Source organism: Pseudomonas typographi (genome assembly GCF_014694385.1).
Classification (GTDB): domain Bacteria; phylum Pseudomonadota; class Gammaproteobacteria; order Pseudomonadales; family Pseudomonadaceae; genus Aquipseudomonas; species Aquipseudomonas typographi.
The window spans coordinates 92,441-111,515 of record NZ_JAAOCA010000023.1; the positions used below are offsets into that span (position 1 = coordinate 92,441).

General features: G+C 62.2%; 19 protein-coding genes, 1 tRNA gene and 2 pseudogenes. 12 read left to right on the top strand and 10 right to left on the bottom strand.

Annotated elements, in window-relative coordinates:
* Nucleotides 1–33 precede the first annotated feature (33 nt).
* A complete protein-coding gene (locus tag HAQ05_RS18270; protein ID WP_190423107.1) occupies nucleotides 34–1,098 on the bottom strand; it encodes an ABC transporter substrate-binding protein in 1,065 nt (354 codons plus the stop codon).
* Nucleotides 1,099–1,401: 303 nt separating this feature from the next.
* Between HAQ05_RS18270 and HAQ05_RS18275 the strand changes: the two genes are divergently transcribed.
* Nucleotides 1,402–2,124, top strand: a complete 723-nt coding sequence (locus HAQ05_RS18275) for a UTRA domain-containing protein (protein ID WP_190423109.1) — start codon at nucleotides 1,402–1,404, stop codon at nucleotides 2,122–2,124.
* Nucleotides 2,125–2,314: 190 nt separating this feature from the next.
* On the opposite strand, the gene HAQ05_RS18280 is transcribed toward HAQ05_RS18275, so the two are convergent.
* Nucleotides 2,315–2,572 (bottom strand): YdcH family protein, encoded by a 258-nt coding sequence (locus HAQ05_RS18280; RefSeq protein WP_190423111.1) that lies wholly within the window; start codon nucleotides 2,570–2,572, stop codon nucleotides 2,315–2,317.
* A 143-nt stretch (nucleotides 2,573–2,715) separates the two neighbouring features.
* On the opposite strand from HAQ05_RS18280, the gene HAQ05_RS18285 reads away from it, so the two are divergent.
* Complete coding sequence (locus HAQ05_RS18285; protein WP_190423113.1) at nucleotides 2,716–3,081, top strand: 5-carboxymethyl-2-hydroxymuconate Delta-isomerase; 366 nt, start codon at nucleotides 2,716–2,718, stop codon at nucleotides 3,079–3,081.
* 48 nt (nucleotides 3,082–3,129) lie between these two features.
* On the opposite strand, the gene HAQ05_RS18290 is transcribed toward HAQ05_RS18285, so the two are convergent.
* The 3 genes from HAQ05_RS18290 to HAQ05_RS18300 all read right to left on the bottom strand — a co-directional run bounded on the left by HAQ05_RS18290 (nucleotide 3,130) and on the right by HAQ05_RS18300 (nucleotide 6,515).
* The gene (locus tag HAQ05_RS18290) at nucleotides 3,130–3,672 is read right to left on the bottom strand and encodes a DUF1003 domain-containing protein (protein WP_190423115.1); all 543 of its coding nucleotides are present in this window, start codon (nucleotides 3,670–3,672) and stop codon (nucleotides 3,130–3,132) included.
* A 199-nt stretch (nucleotides 3,673–3,871) separates the two neighbouring features.
* Complete coding sequence (locus HAQ05_RS18295; protein ID WP_190423117.1) at nucleotides 3,872–5,146, bottom strand: glucarate dehydratase family protein; 1,275 nt, start codon at nucleotides 5,144–5,146, stop codon at nucleotides 3,872–3,874.
* Nucleotides 5,147–5,183: 37 nt separating this feature from the next.
* Nucleotides 5,184–6,515, bottom strand: a complete 1,332-nt coding sequence (locus HAQ05_RS18300; RefSeq protein ID WP_190423119.1) for an MFS transporter — start codon at nucleotides 6,513–6,515, stop codon at nucleotides 5,184–5,186.
* A 118-nt stretch (nucleotides 6,516–6,633) separates the two neighbouring features.
* On the opposite strand from HAQ05_RS18300, the gene HAQ05_RS18305 reads away from it, so the two are divergent.
* Nucleotides 6,634–7,533 carry a LysR substrate-binding domain-containing protein gene (locus HAQ05_RS18305; RefSeq protein WP_190423121.1) on the top strand — a complete coding sequence of 300 codons (900 nt, stop codon included), beginning with the start codon at nucleotides 6,634–6,636 and terminating at the stop codon, nucleotides 7,531–7,533.
* Nucleotides 7,534–7,616: 83 nt separating this feature from the next.
* Here HAQ05_RS18305 and HAQ05_RS18310 read toward each other — a convergent pair whose 3' ends face one another.
* Together HAQ05_RS18310 and speB are read right to left on the bottom strand one after the other, a co-directional pair.
* Complete coding sequence (locus HAQ05_RS18310; protein WP_190423123.1) at nucleotides 7,617–9,116, bottom strand: purine-cytosine permease family protein; 1,500 nt, start codon at nucleotides 9,114–9,116, stop codon at nucleotides 7,617–7,619.
* A gap of 253 nt (nucleotides 9,117–9,369) precedes the next feature.
* On the bottom strand, nucleotides 9,370–10,320 hold the full coding sequence (gene speB, locus HAQ05_RS18315) for an agmatinase (RefSeq protein WP_190423125.1): 951 nt from the start codon (nucleotides 10,318–10,320) through the stop codon (nucleotides 9,370–9,372).
* A gap of 166 nt (nucleotides 10,321–10,486) precedes the next feature.
* On the opposite strand from speB, the gene HAQ05_RS18320 reads away from it, so the two are divergent.
* The 3 genes and pseudogenes from HAQ05_RS18320 (at nucleotide 10,487) to HAQ05_RS18325 (ending at nucleotide 13,044) form a co-directional block, all read left to right on the top strand.
* Nucleotides 10,487–11,380 (top strand): LysR family transcriptional regulator, encoded by an 894-nt coding sequence (locus HAQ05_RS18320; protein WP_190423127.1) that lies wholly within the window; start codon nucleotides 10,487–10,489, stop codon nucleotides 11,378–11,380.
* 98 nt (nucleotides 11,381–11,478) lie between these two features.
* Nucleotides 11,479–11,769: pseudogene (locus tag HAQ05_RS29520) on the top strand (PAS domain-containing protein); the annotation flags it as partial.
* A gap of 246 nt (nucleotides 11,770–12,015) precedes the next feature.
* Entirely contained in the window at nucleotides 12,016–13,044 is a 1,029-nt protein-coding gene (locus tag HAQ05_RS18325; RefSeq protein WP_420825781.1) for a methyl-accepting chemotaxis protein, read from the top strand.
* A 26-nt stretch (nucleotides 13,045–13,070) separates the two neighbouring features.
* Here the strand turns inward: HAQ05_RS18325 and HAQ05_RS18330 are convergent, their stop codons facing one another.
* Complete coding sequence (locus tag HAQ05_RS18330; RefSeq protein WP_190423132.1) at nucleotides 13,071–13,535, bottom strand: peroxiredoxin; 465 nt, start codon at nucleotides 13,533–13,535, stop codon at nucleotides 13,071–13,073.
* Between the two features lie 9 nt (nucleotides 13,536–13,544).
* Nucleotides 13,545–14,105, bottom strand: coding sequence for a glycine cleavage system transcriptional repressor (locus HAQ05_RS18335; protein WP_190423133.1), 561 nt, complete (start codon nucleotides 14,103–14,105; stop codon nucleotides 13,545–13,547).
* Between the two features lie 370 nt (nucleotides 14,106–14,475).
* Between HAQ05_RS18335 and dapA the strand changes: the two genes are divergently transcribed.
* From dapA to HAQ05_RS18360, 5 genes are all read left to right on the top strand, one after another.
* Nucleotides 14,476–15,354 (top strand): 4-hydroxy-tetrahydrodipicolinate synthase, encoded by an 879-nt coding sequence (gene dapA / locus HAQ05_RS18340; protein WP_190423135.1) that lies wholly within the window; start codon nucleotides 14,476–14,478, stop codon nucleotides 15,352–15,354.
* Between the two features lie 17 nt (nucleotides 15,355–15,371).
* Nucleotides 15,372–16,490, top strand: coding sequence for an outer membrane protein assembly factor BamC (bamC, locus tag HAQ05_RS18345; protein ID WP_190423138.1), 1,119 nt, complete (start codon nucleotides 15,372–15,374; stop codon nucleotides 16,488–16,490).
* Entirely contained in the window at nucleotides 16,491–17,249 is a 759-nt protein-coding gene (locus HAQ05_RS18350; RefSeq protein WP_190423140.1) for an MBL fold metallo-hydrolase, read from the top strand.
* A gap of 26 nt (nucleotides 17,250–17,275) precedes the next feature.
* Nucleotides 17,276–17,986: a phosphoribosylaminoimidazolesuccinocarboxamide synthase gene (gene purC / locus HAQ05_RS18355; protein WP_190423142.1), complete on the top strand. Its 711-nt coding sequence runs from the start codon at nucleotides 17,276–17,278 to the stop codon at nucleotides 17,984–17,986.
* Nucleotides 17,987–18,078: 92 nt separating this feature from the next.
* Nucleotides 18,079–18,168 (top strand) — tRNA-Ser (locus HAQ05_RS18360).
* 104 nt (nucleotides 18,169–18,272) lie between these two features.
* Here the strand turns inward: HAQ05_RS18360 and HAQ05_RS18365 are convergent.
* Nucleotides 18,273–18,791 (bottom strand): HNH endonuclease, encoded by a 519-nt coding sequence (locus HAQ05_RS18365; RefSeq protein WP_190423143.1) that lies wholly within the window; start codon nucleotides 18,789–18,791, stop codon nucleotides 18,273–18,275.
* Nucleotides 18,792–18,834: 43 nt separating this feature from the next.
* Here HAQ05_RS18365 and HAQ05_RS29175 point away from each other — a divergent pair.
* A pseudogene (locus HAQ05_RS29175) lies at nucleotides 18,835–18,948 on the top strand (site-specific integrase); the annotation flags it as partial.
* Between the last annotated feature and the right edge of the window lie 127 nt (nucleotides 18,949–19,075).

Consider the following 19,075-nt stretch of genomic DNA (forward strand, 5'->3'; position numbering starts at 1 on the left):
AGGCCGCACATGCCTGGGCGCTGGCCGGTTGCGTTATTTCATTTCAACGATCACTTGCTCGTTCCACTGCTGCGGCAACGCTTTGGAACTCTTCTCCCAGGCTTCAGCATTGGTGATCGGTTTCACGCTTTTGTACTGCTCGTTGGGCAGCAACTTGGCGGCCACCTCTGGCGGAAGCTTCAAGTTCTCGGCGCGGATCGGCCGCGCATTGCCACGGGCGAGGTTGATTTGCCCGGCGTCGCTGAAGATGTACTCACGCGCGAACTTGGCGGCGTTCGGGTGTTTGGCGTACTTGTTGATGATCGTGGTGTAGCCGGAGATCACCGACCCGTCGGAGGGAATCAGCACGTCGAAGCGTTTGGGGTCGATTTGTTCGCGGTAGCTCAGCCCGTTGAAGTCCCACACCACGCCCACTTCGATTTCGCCCTTTTCCAGGGTTTGGATGGTGGGGTTGGCCAGTGACAGGCGCCCCTGCTGGGCCAGCTTGGTGAACAGCGCCAAGCCAGGGGCGAGGTTGCTTTCGTCACCCTTGTAAGCGATGGCGGCGGCCAATACGCCGTTGGCCGCTTGGGCGGCGGTACTCACATCACCGATGGCGACCTTGTACTTACCTTTTTCCAGGTCCTTCCAGCTTTTGGGCGCGTCTTCGTCCTTGACCAACTGTTTGTTGATAATGAACGCGATGGTGCCGGTATAGGCCAGCATCCAATGGCCGTCTTTATCCTTGGCCCAATCGGGTACTTGGTCGAACGTGCTGGGCTTGTACGGCTGGGTCACACCCTTGGCCTTGGCAATGGGCCCGAAGGCTGCGCCGACGTCACCGATGTCGGCGCTGGCGTTATCCTTCTCGGCGTCGAACTTGGCCACTTCCTGCGCCGAACTCATGTCGGTGTCGATGTGCTTGATGCCGTATTGCCCGGCCAAGTCATCCCAGGTGCCTTTCCAGTTGGCCCAGCTGTCGGGCATGCCGACGCTGTTGACCTGGCCTTCGGCCTTGGCCGCCGCTTCCAGTGCCTTTACATCGCCTTCTGCGCCCACGGCAAAGTGGGACAGGGCGATGGTCGAACCTAACAATGATGCCAGGAAAAGCTTTTTCATCCGTTGCTCCTTGGGCGTCGGCTTTATTGAACCGGGAAAACGTGCGGACCCTCGCTGGTCTAGGTCAGCAATACCCGCGCCAATTTAGCGATCGCAGGTGACAATTTGATGTACGGCCCGCCGGTACGCGACTTGCAGCGGGTTCCGGGGTGAAGCGTAGACGATTGCCTAACCCGCGCCGTGCGGGGCGTGGCGGTTTCGTTGTCACAGGCCGGTCATGCCCGCCGGCTAGGCTTGCTCAGCCATGGATCACCTACGGCCCGTGCGATGTACTGCACTGGTCTAGACCAATAAGGAACCGGTATGCGCGACAGTGCACCACGAGCGGTCACCGCTATCTGCCAGGCACTGCAGGAACAAATCGAACATGGCTTGCTGCAGGCCGGTCACAAACTGCCCGGTGAGCGCACCCTCAGCGAGGTATTCGCCACCACCCGCATCACCTTGCGCGAAGCATTGGTGCAACTGGAGGCGCGCGGGCTGGTATACCGGGAAGAACGCCGCGGCTGGTTCATTTCGCCGCCGCGGCTATGCTACGACCTCAATGCCCGCAGCCATTTCCATGCCATGGTACGCGCCCAGGGGCGCGAGCCTTTTACCGAGTTGCTCAGCGCCCAGGCGTTGCCAGCGTCGGCGGTGGTATGCGACCACTTGGGCCTGCCGCCGCTGTCCCGGGTGTTCCGGCTGTGTCGGCGGCGGCGCATCGATGGGCGCTTGGTGCTGTACGTAGAGCACCACCTGAACCCGGCGTATTTTCCGGGCGTGTTAGAGCATGACTTGAGCCAGCCACTGACTGAGCTGTATGCCCGCCAGTACGGTATCGAATACGGCCAAGTGCGCTTCGAGGTGGCGCCCACAGCCCTGGGCGCCGACGCGGCGGCGGCATTGAAGGTGTCGGCGGGCAGCCCGGGGCTGCGAATATTGCGGGCCAACTACGACCGCCAAGGGCGCTTGATTGACTGCGACCTGGAGTTCTGGCGCCACGATGCGATCACCGTGGTTGCCACCCATGGGGACAAAAGCTGAAAGCTGCGAGCCTTTGAGTGAACACGGGGCGCCGAGGTGCAGGTAATGCCGCAGGCGTTGGCGCATTCTTTAAGCGGCGCCTTTTGCTGCCGGGCCCCATTGGCGCCTCTTCATAGCCATGCTATGGCTCGGCGTGGCGCCTTGCCCGGCAGCGACGTTCAGGCGTCAATCTTGTGCGAACCGCGCCACACTAAAAGCTTTTCGCCGCACCGCGGCTGCCCGGGTATTCGAGCTGCTGCACGATCTTATCCTTGGTCAGCAGGCGTTTTTCTTTCAGCTTGCGAATTTCGTCGTCGTTGGCGGTGGCGCTTTCGGCGTCGATCACCTCTTTATCGATCAACGCGTAGTCTTCCAGCAGTTTTGCCAATTTCGAATCGGCTTTGCCGCGCTCTGCGACTTCTTCCTTGCTCAGTTTCAAGTCTTCGTACAGGTTGTGCTTGACTGGCATATGCTCACCTCTGGGTTGGGTTGAAGATTCAGGATAGCCCCGAGTTACCCGTTTGGAGTGTGCATCAAGGCCGTTTCGTTCCGTCGTGATTGTGTATCCTGTGACGGTCGGCGCCCGCCAACCCTGAACCTGAAGAGGCCACCATGCCCCATCTGCACGTTGAATACACGCCCAATCTGGCCGCACTGGAGCCACAAAAGCTGCTGCTGCGCCTGAACCATGCGCTGGTGGCCACCGGCCAATTCGCCCATGAAGCCGATATAAAAGCCCGTGCTACCGCTGTGGAGGTATTTCAAGTAGGCACTATGCCGGCCGAGCGGGGGTTTATCTACGCGCGCCTAGCCATCCTCAGCGGGCGCCCAGAGCAAGTGAAAAAAACCTTGTCCGATGCGTTGCTGGAGGTGCTCAAAGGCGCCGCGCCGTGGCCACCCGGGCTGGATGTGCAGTTCGGCGTAGACATCGTCGACATGGACCGCGCCAGCTATGGCAAGGCGCGCATCGGCGGTTGAGGGCGGCGCGCAGTTCGCCAATGGCTGGCCTGGCCGCCGCGCCTGGCGTCAGTCGGGTGCTACCGGCCCGGCCTGGCGCTCCAACCGGGCGAGGATCCGGTCGAGGCGTTCGACGATCAGGCTGTCGATCTTATCGTGCAGGTGCATGATCTCGATCTCGGTGCGTAGGTTCACTTCGTAGTCCAGGCTGGCCGCGATGCGGTCCTTCGCCGACTGGCGGTTCTGGCTCATCATGATCACCGGCGCCTGGATCGCCGCCAGGGTCGAGAGCATCAAGTTGAGGAAAATGTACGGGTAGGGGTCGAACGCCAGCCCGAAGTGCCCCAGCACATCGGAGTTGAGCAGCATCCAGCCCAGCAGAATCACGCCGAAGGTGATGATGAATGCCCAGGAACCACCTACCGCCGCCACCCGGTCGGCGAGGCGGTCGCCGAAGGTGGCCACATCATCGGAGGCGTCGGCGGCATCCCGGCTGACCGGGCGGTGCTCTTTCATTTGTTCGAGCACGTGGATTTCTTCGGGGTCCAAGGCCCGCGCGCCTTTACCGAAGAAGTGTTGGGCGGCGGTGTCGAGTGGGTGCTTGCTGGTCATGGCGAATGTCTCGGAAGCAGGGCGGATAATTCGCCGGGCACCGATGGCGGGCCCAGCTTTGCGCCGGCCAAGCATAGCAGCGTGTGGCAAGTGTTCGCGTGGGCGGTGCGAAGGGGGCGAGGGCCACCCCGGCCCTTCGGCTTGTGGGCGCGACCCGGGCTGCGGGCAGATGGGCTGCCTCGCCCCCGGGCAGCCTCGCTCAATAGCGCGGCTTGAGCTGTTTCCAATCCGGCTTGTAGCGCTGCATCTGGCGCACGTCGTCGCGCGAGCGAATGCCGCAGCGCAGGTACTGCTCGTGCAGCTTGCCAAGTTGGTCGTAGTCCAGCTCCAGGCCCAGGCCTGGGGTGCTGTTGATTTTCACCGCGCCGCCGGTAATCGGCAGTTTGCCACCCTTGATCACCTCTTCATCCGCCTCTTGCCAGGGATAATGGGTGTCGCAGGCGTAATCGAGGTTTGGCGAGGCGGCCGCGACGTGGGCCATGGCCATCAGGCTGATGCCCAGGTGGGAGTTCGAATGCATCGACACACCCAAGCCCCAGGTGTGGCACATGTGCGCCAGCACCTGGGTCGCACGCAGGCCGCCCCAGTAGTGGTGGTCTGCCAATACGATCTGCACGCTACCCAGCGCTACGCTGCGGCGGAACTCCTCGAAATCGGTCACCACCATGTTGGTCGCCAACGGCAGGCCGGTGCGCTTGTGCAACTCGGCCATGCCTTCGAGGCCAGGGCAGGGGTCTTCGTAGTATTGCAAGGTATCGCCGAGCCGTTCGGCCATGCGAACCGCTGTTTCCAGAGACCAGTTGCCGTTGGGGTCGATGCGCAGTGGGGTGCCGGGAAACGCCCGGTGCAGGGCCTTGATGCAGTTCACTTCGTGTTCGGGGTCCAAGGCGCCGGCCTTGAGCTTGATGCTCTTGAAGCCGTACTGATCGATCATCCGCCGCGCCTGAGCAACGATTTGTTCTTCGTTGAGCGCTTCGCCCCAGCTGTCGGCCGGGTAGGGCGAATCAATATGCTCGGCGTACTTGAAGAACAGGTAGGCGCTGAACGGCACCTCGTCACGGGCCTTGCCGCCAAGTAGGTCTACCAGCGGCAGGTTCAGGGCGTGGGCCTGCAAATCGAGGAATGCCACTTCGAAGGCTGAATAGGCATTGCTTACCGCCTTGCTGGCATGCGAGCCAGGGGCCAGCTCCGCGCCCGCTACGCTCTGCGGCTTGTGCTGGGCCACGGTGGCCTGCACCACTTTGCGCAATTGGTTCAGGTTGAACGGGTCCAGGCCGACCAGTTGCTCTTTCACGGCATTTTGGATCGCCAGTGCCGGTGCATCGCCGTAGCTCTCGCCCAGGCCGATGTAGCCGTTATCGCTTTCGACCTCGATGATCGAGCGCAAGGCGTAGGGTTCATGGATGCCGCTGGCGTTGAGCAGCGGGGCGTCGCGAAAGGCGATAGGGGTGACGGTTACGCGTTTGATCTTCATCGGGGCACTTCGCAAGTCGATTCCAATAATAGGTTGTTCACGCCGCCACAGCGGTAGACGGCGCTTGCCGGCCATCCGGGCGGCCGCCGGGGTTGCCGGTGAGCATGACCACCACCGCGGCCACCACCGAGGTGATGGCCAAGCCGTACATGCCGCCCTGAATCGAACCGGTGGTTTGCTCCAGAAAGCCAAACGTGGCCGGGGCAACGAAACCGCCCAGGTTACCCACCGAGTTGATCAGTGCAATCACCGCTGCCGCGATGCGTGTATCCAGGTAGGCTTGCGGGATGGGCCAGAACAGCGCCGAGGCCGCCTTGAAACCGATGGCCGCGAAGCACACGGCGACGAAGGCGAACACCGGGCCGCCGAAGGTAGACATGAACATGCCCACTGCGGCGATCAGCAGCGTGATCGCGCACCAAGCCTGTTGGTTTTTCCACCTAGCGGCCAGGGCGGCAAAGCCATACATGGCCGCGATGGAGATCAGCCATGGCACCGAATTGAGCAGGCCCACCTGGAAGTCGCCCAAGTTGCCCATCTTCTTGATCATGCTTGGCAGCCAAAAGGTGGCGCCATAGATGGTCAACGCCACTGAGAAATAGATGAAGCAGAACAGCACAATCTGTTTGTCGGCCAGCAGCTTGAACATCGATGGCCGCTCGCTGCGCTGTGCTTCGCGTGCCTGTTGCTCAGCGGCGATAGTGCCGAGCAGGGCGTCTTGCTCTTGTACCGTCAACCATTTGGCCTGGCGTGGGTTCGACTGCAGGCACCGCCACGTCACGGCGCACAGCACCACCGAAGCCGCGCCTTCGATGAGAAACATCCATTGCCAACTGTGCAGGCCCAGGCCATTCACGTTCAACAGCGCGCCGGTGACGGGCCCAGAGATGACCGAGGCAATGGCCGACCCGCTGAGAAACACCGCCATTGCCTTGCCGCGCTCGGCACTGGGTAGCCACTGGGTAAAATAGTAAATGATCCCGGGAAAGAACCCGGCTTCGGCGGCGCCGAGTACAAAACGCAGCACATAGAAACTGGTTTCGCCTTTTACGAAAGCCATCGCCATGGCTGCCATGCCCCAGGTGAGCATGATGCGTGTGAGCCAGGCGCGGGCGCCGTAGCGTTGCAACAGCATGTTCGAGGGCACTTCAAGTAGCGCATAACCGATGAAGAACAGCCCGGCGCCCAAGCCATAGGCGGCCGCGCCGATGCCCAGGTCTGCTTCCATGTGGCTGCGCACGAAACCGATGTTCACCCGGTCGATGTAGTTGACGATGAACATCGCCACGAACAGCGGTAACACGTGCCGCTTCACCTTGGCCGCCGCTTGGGCGAGCACCGATGGGTCTATTGCGGTAGAAACCTGCATCACAGGGCCACTCCCGAACGTTGTTGTTGGATACGGGTAGGTACGCCGGCGATGATGGACGTTGGCATTGTTGTCGTCTATTTTAGAAAAGCATTTAATTGATACCCAGGTTGAATCAGTGTTCGAGCTCTCACAGTTGCGTTGTTTTATCACGGTGGCCACCGAGCTGAATTTCCGCCGCGCCGCCGCCAGGCTGAACATGACCCAGCCACCCCTGAGCCGGCAGGTGCAACTGCTTGAACACCAACTTGGTGTTGCCTTACTCACCCGCGACACTCGCAATGTGAAACTCACCGCGGCGGGCCGGGCGTTTTTTTTCGAGGCGCAAAACCTGCTGGAGCGCGCGCAGATGGCTGCGCTCTCGGCCAAGCGTTTCGCCCAGGGTGATATCGGCGCGGTGAGCATCGGCTTCGTCGGCAGTGCGGTGTATGAGTTTTTGCCTAACGTGATTGCCGAAGCGCAAGAAAAACAGCCGAATGTGCACATCGCCCTGATGGAAATGAATACCGCACAACAACAAGAAGCCCTGCAGGCTCAGCGGATCGACGTCGGGATCGTGCGTTCGCCGCTGCAGGCCCCTGGCTTTGAAACCGAGCGGCTGGTGCGCGAACCCTTCGTGCTCGCCGTGCCGCGCCGGCACCCCTTGGCCGGGACGGCGCCGGTAGCCTTGCCGATGCTCGACGGTGAGCCGTTTTTGATGTACTCGCACTCCGCCTACGCGCCGTTCAACGAACTGCTCACCGGCATGTTCCGCTCGGCCGGGGTGACCCCCGCCTACGTGCAGTGGTTGGGTTCCTCGCTGACCATGCTGGCACTGGTGAACGCCGGCCTGGGCCTGGCGCTGGTGCCCCGCTGCGCCGCGAACGTGACCTTCAAGGATGTGGTGTTCCACGCCATCGAGCTGGGCGAAGGGGTGCAAAGCGAGCTGCATTTGGTGTGGCGCAGCGACAACGACAACCCGGCGGTGGGCCGGCTATTGGGGGCCATCCGGGCGGCTGTGGCCAAGGGCGCTGCATAAGTTAGGCTGCGAGCCTGCCGCGTTGGCGTACTTCCAAGCTGCCACCGCACGCCGGCAGGCGCGGCGGTGGCAAGTTGGCCCAATCAGGCGGCGTGCGGCTGGGCCGGCTGGGGGCTAGGTATTGGCCGGGGCGGGCCATACACGGCGGCGGGCTCGGGGAACAGGCTGAGCAAGGCCAGGTACACCAGCGCCGAGAACCCCAGGGTGACCAGCAAGCTGATGTCGACGCCACCGGCCAAGTTGCCCAGCGGGCCGACGAACTGCCCCGGTAGGTTGACGAAGCATAGGCCCAGCGCCGCCGAGGGGATCCATGCGCCTAGGCCGCGCCAGTTCCACCCATGCTGGAACCAGTAGCGCCCGCCGCGCTCGCCGCGGGTGAACACCTGCAGGTCGTCGGGGCAGTACCAACCGCGGCGCTTGATCAGGCCGATCAACATGATCACCATCCACGGTGTGGTGCAGGTGATGATCAGCACGGCGAAGGTCGATACGCTCTGCACCAGGTTGGCGGCGAAACGGCCGATAAAAATGAAGGCGATCGACAGGATGCCGATCAGCAAGGTGGCCTGGACCCGGCTGAGCAGCCGCGGGAACACGCTCGACATATCAAGCCCGGTGCCATAGAGGGCGGTGGTACCGGTGGACATCCCGCCGATCACGGCGATCAGGCACACCGGTAGGAAAAACCAACCCGGCGACACTGCCAACAACCCACCGACGTAGTTGTTCGCGGTGATGTAGTCCGGCGCCTGGGTGGCAACGATGGTAGCGGTGCACAGGCCGAACAGCGACGGCAACAAGGTGGCCAGTTGCGCCAGCAGCACCGCGCCGAGGATGCGCACGCGTGGCGTATGGCGTGGAATGTACCGCGACCAGTCACCGAGAAAGGCGCCGAACGAGATCGGGTTGCTCATCGCCACCAGTGCAGCGCCGATGAATGCGGCCCAGAACCCTTCCTGGCCGTGGGCCACGCTGCCGGCATAGTGGCTGTCGAACCCGGGTGCGAAAGCCGCTAGGCCGAGCAGAAACAGCGCGCTGGCGCTCCAGACGGCGACACGGTTGACCCACAACATGAAGCGAAAGCCATAGATGCACACCGCCAATACCAACACGGCAAACAGTCCATAGGTCACGCCCAGGCTAACGTTTGTTTCTGGCAGGCCCACCAGCCGCTTGGCACCGCCGACCAAGGCATCGCCCGAGCTCCACACCGACAGCGAGAAAAACGCGATGGCGGTCAGTAGCGACAGGAACGAGCCGACGATACGCCCATGCACGCCAAAGTGGGCCCCCGACGACACCGCGTTGTTGGTGCCGTTGAGCGGGCCGAACAGGCCCATGGGCGCAAGGATGATCGCCCCGACCAGCACACCGAGCACCACCGCCAGCGCGCCGGCCTGGAACGACAAACCGAACAGCACCGGAAAGCTACCCAACACAGCGGTAGAAAAGGTATTGGCGCCGCCGAAGACCAAGCGGAACAGGTCCGTGGGCGTGGCGTCGCGGGCGTGGTCGGGAATCTGCTCCACGCCAAAGGTTTCGATCTGGCTGACGGCGGGTGCGGCACGGTTGTTATTGTTCATGATCTGCTCCGATCATTGCGCGCAGGCTTCTTGGCGGGCCTGTCGCTAGCTAAGGGAAGGGCAGTGAGCTAAAAGCCGAATGTCGCGGCGGGCTTACCAGTGGCCTTGTTGTTGTAGGCGGAACACAACCGTATCCCGCGGCTGGCGTGTATGTGTCTCCCCTGGCGGGCGCCGTGTGCCGTGCAGCTGATCGAAGATCGCCATCGCGCCCGGCAGGCGGTTGCTCGCCTGCCGGGCCAATGGCGAGTGTTGATCAACGGTGCACCACCCCTGGCAGCACGCAGAGCATTTCGTAAAGCAGGTTGGCGCCGAGCAGCGATGTATTGCCGCTGGTGTCGTAGGGGGGGGACACCTCGACCAGATCACAGCCGATCAGGTCCAGGCCCTGGCAACCCCGGATGATTTCCATCGCCTGGATGGTGGTCAAACCGCCGATTTCCGGGGTGCCGGTGCCTGGCGCCCAGGCGGGGTCGATGCCATCGATGTCGAACGACAAATACACCGGGCCGCCCCCCACCTTGGCGCGCACCTCATCCATCAGCGGTGCCAGCGACTTGTGCCAGCATTCCTCGGCCTGGACCACGCGAAAACCCTGGCGGCGGCTCCAGTTGAAGTCATCGGCGGTATAGCCCTGGGCGCGCAAGCCTATCTGCACCACGCGGTCGCAGTCGAGCAAGCCTTCTTCCACGGCGCGGCGGAACGTGGTGCCGTGGGCGATTTTTTCACCGAACATATGGTCGTTGACATCGGCGTGCGCATCCACGTGTACCAGGCCGACCTTGCCGTGCTTTTTATGGATAGCACGCAGAATCGGCAGGGTTATGGTGTGGTCGCCGCCCAGGGTCATGGGCACCACGTTGTGTTCGAGCAGGGTGTCATAGGCCTCTTCGATGATGCGCACCGCGTCAAGCAGGTTGAACGTGTTGATCGCCACATCGCCGATGTCGGCTACCGCCAGCGAATCGAACGGTGCGGCGCCGGTGGCCATGTTATAGGGGCGGATCATCACCGACTCGGCGCGGATCTGCCGCGGACCAAAGCGGGTGCCGGAACGCAGCGAGGTGCCGATGTCCAGCGGCACGCCTACAAAGGCGGCATCCAGGCCCGCAGCGCTGGCCAGATGCGGCAGGCGCAGCATGGTGGCGATGCCGCCGAAGCGCGGCATTTCGTTACCGCCCAAGGGTTGGTGAAGGGTCTTATCCACGGTGTAGTCTCTCGTGCGTTGCAGGCGTGAACGGCAGTCTGCAAAACGCCGCGGGTGGGTAGAATCGGCAGCGGCAAAAACTTACTTTAGGTTTTTATGAAGTAATGGAAAAAAGCCTCGGTAAGCCGCAAGCTTGCCACTTACCCTTGCTTCTGGCCGAGCCGTTATGCCTTCAAGCCTCCCCGACCTCAAACTGCTGCGTATCTTCGCCAGCGTCGTGCGCCACCAGGGTTTCGCCACGGCGCAGCAAGAGCTGAATTTGTCTACCTCAGCCATCAGCACTTACATGAGTCAGCTCGAAAGCCAGCTTGGCCTGGTGCTGTGCCACCGCGGCCGTGGTGGGTTCAGCCTCACCAGCAAGGGTGAGTTGTTCCACCAGGAAACCCTACGGTTGTTGGGCGAACTCGAAGGCTTCGAGCAATACGCCGCCGCGCTCAAGGGGGAGCTGCGCGGCACGCTCAACGTGGGCGTGCTCGATTCCACCGTGGGCGACCGGGCCCTGCCGTTAGCCGAAGCCATTGGTGCTTATAGCCAGGAACACCCCGCGGTACATTTGCACTTGGCGGTCATGAGCCCCTATGAGTTGCAGTTGGGCGTGCAGGACAACCGCCTGGACCTTGCCATCGGTGCATTCTCCACGCGCATGAGTGGGTTGGTGTACCAGCCGCTGTACCGCGAGCAGCACTGGCTGTACTGCAGCAACCGCCACGCGCTGTACGCCGAGCGGCGCATTCCCGAGCAGGTGATTACCCAGCAGCGCATGGTAGGGCGCGGTTACTGGAGCCAGGCCGAACTTGCCCGGCATGGCTTCAAGCACAGCGCGGCGACGGTCGAGAGTATGGAGGCGCAGTTGATCTTGGTGCTGTCGGGGGCGTACATCGGCTACTTGCCAGAGCATTACGCCCAGGCCTGGGCGGATAAAGGCGACCTGCGCGTGTTGTCGCCGGCAACCTTTGGTTATCAGGCGCCGTTTTCGTTGATACTGCGCCGCGGCCGAAGCCGCGAGCCGCTGATACAAACATTTAGAGACTTGCTCAAAAGCCAATTGCTGGCGGCCTGAACCTGCAAGCACAACGCAGCCGATCCGCTAAACTGTGATGCAAGTGTGGCAGTGCGCCATTTAACTGAACAGTGCTGTTGCAAGGATGCCCAACCCCGATGCGTACCCATTTGCCGGTTACCGAACAAGAACGTACCTTTCCCGCCGAGCAACGCCTGATTTCCACCACCGACTTGGACAGCCGCATCACCTATTGCAACGATGCGTTCGCGGCGTTAAGCGGCTTTACCTACGAAGAGCTGCTGGGCCAACCACACAACATTGTGCGCCACCCAGACATGCCTCCGGCGGTGTTTGCCCACATGTGGGACACCATTCGCCAAGGCAAAGCTTGGATGGGTATCGTCAAGAACCGCGCCAAGAACGGCGACTTTTATTGGGTCAGTGCGTATGTGACTGCGATCTACGAGGGCGGTCGCATCGCCGGGTTCGAGTCGGTGCGGACCTTGCCCAGCCGCGATCAGGTACGCCGTGCCAGTGCGCTGTATGCGCGATTGCGCGCAGGCAAGCCTTCGCTTTCGCCCGTAGCGGTGCTTGGCCATTGGCTGGGGCGCACTTGGCCCTACCTGGCTACGGCAGCCGTGGCCGTGGCCGGCTATCTCTGGCTGGGGCCCACCGCCACCCTTTGGCTAACGCTGCTGGCTGTACTCGTCAGTGCCGGCTGGAGCATCGCGCTGCAGCGCCGGGCCCTGGCGCGAACACTGGCTGAACACCCCAAGGCCTTCACCAGCCCACTGGTTGCGCTGACCTACAGCGGCCAATTCGGCGGCCAGGCGCAGGTGGACTTGGCCATGTTCAGCGAAGAGGCGCGGCTGCAAACCGCGCTCACCCGCTTGGTCGATGCCGGGGTCAGCGTGAAGGCACGTGCCGGGGAGTCGGCCCAATTGTCGCAAAGCCAGGCCCAGGCGCTGGAGCGCCAGCGCAGCGAAACCGACCAATCGGCCACTGCCATCGCCGAAATGGCGGCGACCATCCAGGAAGTTGCGCAAAACGTACAGGCTACCGCCAGTGCGGCGGGCGATGCCGACCGTTTGGCCCGCGAGGGTAGCCAATTGGCCGATGAAAGCCTGGGCGCCATGCAGCACATGGCCGATGCCGTCAGTGCCATCGGCCAGGCGGTGAATGACTTGGCCGAACAAACCCAAAGCATCGGCAGCGTGGCCGATGTGATCACTGCCATCGCCGAGCAAACCAACCTGCTGGCCCTTAACGCCGCCATCGAAGCGGCGCGGGCGGGTGAGCAGGGCCGCGGCTTCGCGGTGGTGGCCGATGAAGTGCGCCAACTGGCCATGCGCACGCGCACCTCGACCGAGCAGATTCACCAGATTATTGGCTCATTACGCGCCGGTGCCGACCGTGCGGTGGCTACGGCCGGCCAGGGCGAGCAGATTTCCCAGCAGAGCAGGCACAGCGTAGAGGCAGTGAAGGCCGCGTTGGTGGGTATCGGCCAGGCGGTTACGCGCATCACCGGCATGAGCCAACAAATGGCCACGGCTGCTGAACAGCAGAGCCGCGTGGCCGAAGACATCAATCAGCAAATTACCCGTATCGCACAACTGTGTGACGACAGCGCGAACCAGGCGCGCCAAGGGGCGGGCATCAGCGAAGAGCTGGAACGGATGGCTGAATACCTGCACGCCCTGGCCGCGCGGTTCAACCGGTAAGCGGCAAGCCACACCGCCAACGTCGGCTACAGTTGCTGGGCCGCCGCTAGCACCTCATCGACGTGGCCGGGTACCTTCACCCCGCGCCATTCACGGCGCAGCACGCCTTGTTCGTCGATCAGGAAGGTGCTGCGGTCCACGCCCAGGTACTCCTTGCCATAGAGCTTCTTGAGCTTGATCACGCCGAACAGCTGGCAGAGAGTTTCGTCTGGATCACTGATCAGCGCGAAGGGAAACCCCTGCTTCGCCTTGAAGTTCTCATGGGATTTGATGCCGTCACGCGATACGCCGAACACTTCGGCGCCGGCGGCCTGGAACGCCGCGTAGGCATCGCGAAAGCCCTGGCCTTGGGTGGTGCAGCCGGGGGTGTTGTCTTTGGGGTAGAAATACAGCACCACCTTGCGCCCTTTCAGCGCCGCCAAGCTAACCGCCTGGCCGCCGGTGGCCAGGGCGCTAAAATCGGCGACGGGTTGGTCGAGGGTCACGGCCATGAGGTGTCCTTACATCGGGTTCTGTGGGCGCCAGGGTTCGATCAGCGCATCAAGGTTCATGGCGTCGGCGAAGTCCAGGAATTGGTCGCGCAGCCAACTGATTTGTACGCCCGCCGGTAGCGTTACGGTAAACGTGGCGTTGAGCATCAGGCCGCCGGTTTGAGGCGCCTGGTAGGTGTCACAGGTCAGGCTCTCCAGGTCGATCGTATGGTCGATGAAGAACTGGCACAGCTCGCTGACGATATCCGGGCGGTACACCGAGCTGACGTAGGCCACGTAGGGCAAGGCGAGCGGGCGCGCATCCAGGTTGCCGCTACGGACCACGCTTGCGGTCATTTCATGGCGCTTGGCCAGCGCCGGTAGGCCGGTTTCGAGCCGGGCCAGGGCGTCCCAGTTGCCAGACACTTGTAGCACCAGGGCGCTGAATTCACCGTGCCGGGTCAACCGCGAGGTGACCACCGAGCAACGGCTGTCATGGGCGGCCCGGCTGAGCACGCTGGCCAGCTCCATGGGGTTGCGGCCCAAGGCGCTGATGACGAGGAATTGTTCGCGAACGGGTGGGGTGGACATGCAGCCTTCCTAAAACAGTGAGCGGTCGAGGGGCGCGCCATCGCAGGCTTCGTGAAACCGCTGCGCGTTGCCAGCTGCGTTGAAAACAGGGTGGGAATGCTCATGTACTACAGGGTACATCCGATTGCGGACCCAGTCCGCTTCCTTGCCTGTTTTCGCCTTGCTTGGCCTTTGCGTGCGGTGTTTTCAGCCAGCCCGCCAGTGCAGCGGCGACGAACGGCGGGCGGGGTGGCCGCCCGAGCCAGTCGACCAAAGACAGAAGGGTATCGAAAATCACCGCCCGGGGGAATGCTCCGGCTACGGTTGTTCGCTTGTGCAAGCCTGACCGCGCCAGTACCATTACCGCACTTTTTTCGGCAGGAGTGGTTGCATGTACACGGGGAGCATGGTGGCGCTGGTCACTCCGATGGACGCACAAGGTCGTCTCGACTGGGGCAGCCTGGAGAAACTGGTGGACTTCCACCTGAACAACGGCACCGATGCCATTGTCGCCGTCGGGACCACCGGTGAGTCGGCCACGCTCGACGTGAGCGAGCACATCGACGTGATCCGCCGTGTCGTGCAGCAGGTGAACAAACGCATCCCGGTCATCGCCGGTACCGGCGCCAATTCCACCCGCGAAGCCGTGGAACTGACCGAGAACGCCAAAAAGGCCGGTGCCGATGCCTGCCTGCTGGTCACCCCGTATTACAACAGGCCCACCCAGGAGGGCCTGTTCCTGCACTTCAAACACATCGCCGAAGCCGTGGCCATCCCGCAAATTCTCTACAACGTGCCCGGCCGCACAGCGTGCGACATGCAGGCAGACACCGTGGCACGCTTGGCCAAGGTGCCGAATATCATCGGCGTCAAGGAAGCAACGGGCGACATGGAGCGTGCCCAGCAGATCCTCGACCGCACCGACGGCGATTTCATCCTGTTGTCCGGCGACGACCCCACCGCGGTCGAGCTGATCCTGCTCGGTGGCAAGGGCAACATCTCGGTCACGGCCAATGTCGCCCCCCGTGAAGTTGCCGACCTGTGCGCCGCCGCCATCAAGGGCGATGCCACCACCGCCCGGGCCATCAACGATAAATTGATGCCGCTGCACAAGAACCTGTTCATCGAAGCCAACCCGATTCCGGTAAAGTGGGCGCTGCATGAAATGGGCCTGATGCCCGAAGGCATCCGCCTGCCGTTGACCTGGCTCAGCGATGCCTGTCACGAACCGCTACGGCAGGCCCTGCGCCAGTCCGGCGTTCTGGTCTGATCGAGGAAGTACACCGCATGAAGCGTTTGGCTGGTCTCTCCGCCCTTGCCGTCATCATTTCCAGCACCAGCGGTTGTGGCTGGGTGTGGGGCGAACACGGTTATTTCCGTGACCGTGGTAACGATTACCTGGATGCGCGCCAGACTGCACCGATGGAGGTTCCGCCAGACGTGCAGGGCAGCAAGCGCCTCGACCCTTTGCTGCCGATCCCGCGCAACGTGGCCGACGCCCAGGCCGACAAGAACTTCGAAGTGCCGCGCCCGCAGCCGCTGCAGGTGGCCGCGCAAGAGAGCGACTTCACCTTGCAGCGCAGCGCCGGTTCCAGTTGGATCCTCGCCCAGCGGCCGCCGGCTGAAGCGTGGCCGGTGGCCCACCAGTTCTTCGAAGACAACGGTTTTCGTATCGCTGACGATCGCGCCAGCACCGGTGAATTCACCACTGCATGGCAGCCACTCAGCGAGTTGTCCGGTGCGCTGGCCGACCGCCTGCGTGCGGCGGCGCCCGGGGGGGAAGTCGAAGCCCGCGTACACGTACGCATCGAGCCTGGGGTTGCACGCAACACCAGTGAAATCTACCTGACCAGCGCCCAACGCCCGGCCGGCAGCACCGCCGACGTTCCGCTGCCCGACCGCCCAACCGGTAATGGCATCGACGCGGCCCTGGTCGACGAAATGCTTGCTGGCTTGACCCGTGATGCCGAACGCGGTGGCTCGGTGTCGATGCTCGCTGCCCGCGACTACGATGCGCCCAGCCGTGTGAGCCTGAGCGAAGATGGCAGCGGCAACCCGGTGCTGAATGTGGGGGCCGACCTCGATCGCGCCTGGTCCAGCGTCGGCCGCGCGCTCGACAAGGGCCAGTGGCGCGTTGAAGACGTCAACCGCAGCCTGGGCTTGTACTACATCAACCTGGCGGAAAAACCCGGCAACCCCGAAGATAACAAACCCGGCTTCTTCGGCCGATTGTTCGGCCACACGCCAACCAAGGAAGAACTCGAAGCCCGCGCCGAGCGTTATCAGGTTCGCCTGAGCAAGGTGGGTGACGACGTCGAGGTCACCGTGGAGAAAAACATCAACACCGTGGCACCGGCCGATGTGGCCCGCCGGGTGCTGAGCGTGATCCAGGATAACCTCGGTTAAGTGCGCTTCGCCGTCCTCGGAAGTGGCAGCCAAGGGAATGGCATGCTGGTCGCCCAGGGCAACACCCGGGTGCTGGTCGATTGCGGCTTTTCCCTGCGGGAAACCGAGCGCCGCCTGGCCATGCTGGGTGTGCATGCCCGGCAATTGAACGCCGTGCTGCTCACCCACGAACATGCCGACCACGTGCATGGGGTGGCCCTGCTGGCGCAGCGCTACAATGTGCCTGTATACCTGAGCCACGGCACCGCCAGTGGCTTGCGCAAACCGGTGCAGGCCGCCCGCCATGTACGCTGCGGCGATCGCTTCGACATCGGCGAGTTGCAGGTGAGCGTGGTGGGCGTTGCCCACGACGCCCGCGAGCCCACGCAGTACGTGTTTGGTAACGGCAACCGGCGCTTCGGTTTGTTGACCGACCTGGGCTCGTACTGCCCAAGGGTGCTCAAGCATTACGAAGGCCTCGATGCGTTGATGATCGAGGCCAACCATTGTCGCGACCTGCTCGCCAGCGGGCCTTACCCGTGGTTTCTCAAGCAGCGCGTAGGCGGCGACAGAGGCCATTTGAACAACCACCAGGCCGCAAACCTGGTGGCCGAGCTCGGTTGGCAGGGCCTGCAACATCTGGTTCTAGCCCACCTGAGCAGCAAGAACAACCAGCCACGGCTGGCCCGCGACCGGTTCGTCGACACCCTTGGGTGCGACCCGGCCTGGCTGCAGGTGGCCGACCAAGCCTCTGGGCTAGACTGGCGCGAGATCGCCTGAGCCCAACATCGTTAAGCGGAGCCACCATGGAAAAACGTGAAGAACTTTACCGCGGCAAAGCCAAATCGGTGTACCAAACCGATGACGCCGACCGCCTGATCCTACTGTTTCGCAATGACACCTCGGCCTTCGATGGCAAACGCATCGAACAGCTCGACCGCAAGGGCATGGTGAACAACAAGTTCAACGCTTTCATCATGCAAAAGCTCGAGGCCGCCGGCATCCCCACCCAGTTCGACCGCCTGTTGGGCGAGAACGAATCGCTGGTGAAAAAGCTCGAGATGATCCCGGTCGAATGCGTGGTGCGCAATTACGCCGCCGGCAGCCTGGTCAAACGCCTCGGCGTGGAAGAGGGCAAGAAGCTTGAGCCTTCGACCTTCGAACTGTTCCTGAAGAACGACGCCATGGGCGACCCGTTCATTAACGAATCCCACGTAGTAGCCTTCGGCTGGGGCACCGCCGAGCAACTCGCGACCATGAAAGCCCTGTCGCTGAAGGTCAACGAGGTGCTGAGCAAGCTGTTCGACGACGCCGGGCTGTTGCTGGTCGACTTCAAGCTCGAATTCGGCGTGTTCCACGGCCAAATCGTGCTGGGCGACGAATTCAGCCCCGACGGTTGCCGCCTGTGGGACAAGGAAACCCGCAAAAAGATGGACAAAGACCGCTTCCGCCAAGGCCTCGGCGGGGTGATCGAAGCCTATGAAGAAGTCGCGGCACGTTTGGGCGTCGCGCTCTGACCCGTACGGCGCGCGCAAATAGCTGATCCTTTTGGTTTTTTTACGCAAAGGGGTTTGTGCCGGGTAAAAGTGCTGGTATGATGCGCGCCATTGGAGAGATGCCGGAGTGGTCGAACGGGACGGATTCGAAATCCGTTGTGTCAGCAATGGCACCTAGGGTTCAAATCCCTATCTCTCCGCCAAATTGCTATATAGATCATGGGCTTGGCAATCTTAGGATGCCAGGCCCTTTTTCTTTATTCGGGTATTTGGTGCAAAAATGGGGGAATTGATCCAACTACCATCGTTATTCATGGTGGGCAAATTCACCGTGATGAGCCTCTGATGCAGCCCTGTAGGCCTGGGCCGCTTCCTCAACCGTGCTGAACAGCCCAAGCCAGATCCTTCTTTTGTCCACGCGTATTGCCGCTCGGTACTTCCCGGATGCAGCGTGCGGGCTAACACCCTTGATTCCCGTTGATGATCGTCGTCCCACTGGGACATTCCTGAAATTCTGCTGGTGATTCGCAACCCGAAGGTTCTCAATGCGGTTGTCGCTCGGGTTTCGATTGATATGATCGACCAGTCCGTCTGGCCAAACCCCGTGGACATACAGCCAAGCCAGCCTGTGGGCTTGATAGCTGACAAGGTTGACGCGTATCTCGATATAGCCTTTCGGTTTGGTTTTGCCGGCTACCGCCCCAAATTTGACCTTCAGCTTCCGAATTGCCCACTTGAACACCTCCGTATCAGGGTCATAGCTGAGCTGTCGTTTTAGCTCTTCCTGGGTAAGCATCTGACGCCTCACTTTGGCTTGATCAGCCATAATACCTTGACGCTCCCCCACGTCCCCCCATAAATTCGCCCTTATGGCCTACTACGAAAAGCGCGGCGAAGCCTGGCGAGCACAGATTCGGCGCAAGGGATACCCAACACTTACTGCGACCTTCGACACCAAAGCCGAAGCCCAACGCTGGGCCGCGGTGTAGTGGTCTAATGAAACCGGACACCCATTTAGGCGAGAATGCTCGCCACAGAGAGGTGTCTGATGACCAAGCAACGTCGTACCTTTACCCCTGAGTTCAAGCGCGAGGCTGCGTGCCTGGTGCT

What these genes read in the sequence shown, in the direction of transcription:
- HAQ05_RS18295 (WP_190423117.1), bottom strand. Translation starts at nt 5,146, where the DNA reads ATGAAGATCAAACGCGTAACCGTCACCCCTATCGCCTTTCGCGACGCC.
- HAQ05_RS18335 (WP_190423133.1), bottom strand. Translation starts at nt 14,105, where the DNA reads ATGTCCACCCCACCCGTTCGCGAACAATTCCTCGTCATCAGCGCCTTG.
- bamC (WP_190423138.1), top strand. Translation starts at nt 15,372, where the DNA reads ATGAAGCGTTTGGCTGGTCTCTCCGCCCTTGCCGTCATCATTTCCAGC.
- HAQ05_RS18330 (WP_190423132.1), bottom strand. Translation starts at nt 13,535, where the DNA reads ATGGCCGTGACCCTCGACCAACCCGTCGCCGATTTTAGCGCCCTGGCC.
- HAQ05_RS18300 (WP_190423119.1), bottom strand. Translation starts at nt 6,515, where the DNA reads ATGCAGGTTTCTACCGCAATAGACCCATCGGTGCTCGCCCAAGCGGCG.
- HAQ05_RS18290 (WP_190423115.1), bottom strand. Translation starts at nt 3,672, where the DNA reads ATGACCAGCAAGCACCCACTCGACACCGCCGCCCAACACTTCTTCGGT.
- dapA (WP_190423135.1), top strand. Translation starts at nt 14,476, where the DNA reads ATGTACACGGGGAGCATGGTGGCGCTGGTCACTCCGATGGACGCACAA.
- HAQ05_RS18280 (WP_190423111.1), bottom strand. Translation starts at nt 2,572, where the DNA reads ATGCCAGTCAAGCACAACCTGTACGAAGACTTGAAACTGAGCAAGGAA.
- purC (WP_190423142.1), top strand. Translation starts at nt 17,276, where the DNA reads ATGGAAAAACGTGAAGAACTTTACCGCGGCAAAGCCAAATCGGTGTAC.
- HAQ05_RS18320 (WP_190423127.1), top strand. Translation starts at nt 10,487, where the DNA reads ATGCCTTCAAGCCTCCCCGACCTCAAACTGCTGCGTATCTTCGCCAGC.
- HAQ05_RS18270 (WP_190423107.1), bottom strand. Translation starts at nt 1,098, where the DNA reads ATGAAAAAGCTTTTCCTGGCATCATTGTTAGGTTCGACCATCGCCCTG.
- HAQ05_RS18365 (WP_190423143.1), bottom strand. Translation starts at nt 18,791, where the DNA reads ATGGCTGATCAAGCCAAAGTGAGGCGTCAGATGCTTACCCAGGAAGAG.
- HAQ05_RS18275 (WP_190423109.1), top strand. Translation starts at nt 1,402, where the DNA reads ATGCGCGACAGTGCACCACGAGCGGTCACCGCTATCTGCCAGGCACTG.
- HAQ05_RS18285 (WP_190423113.1), top strand. Translation starts at nt 2,716, where the DNA reads ATGCCCCATCTGCACGTTGAATACACGCCCAATCTGGCCGCACTGGAG.
- HAQ05_RS18310 (WP_190423123.1), bottom strand. Translation starts at nt 9,116, where the DNA reads ATGAACAATAACAACCGTGCCGCACCCGCCGTCAGCCAGATCGAAACC.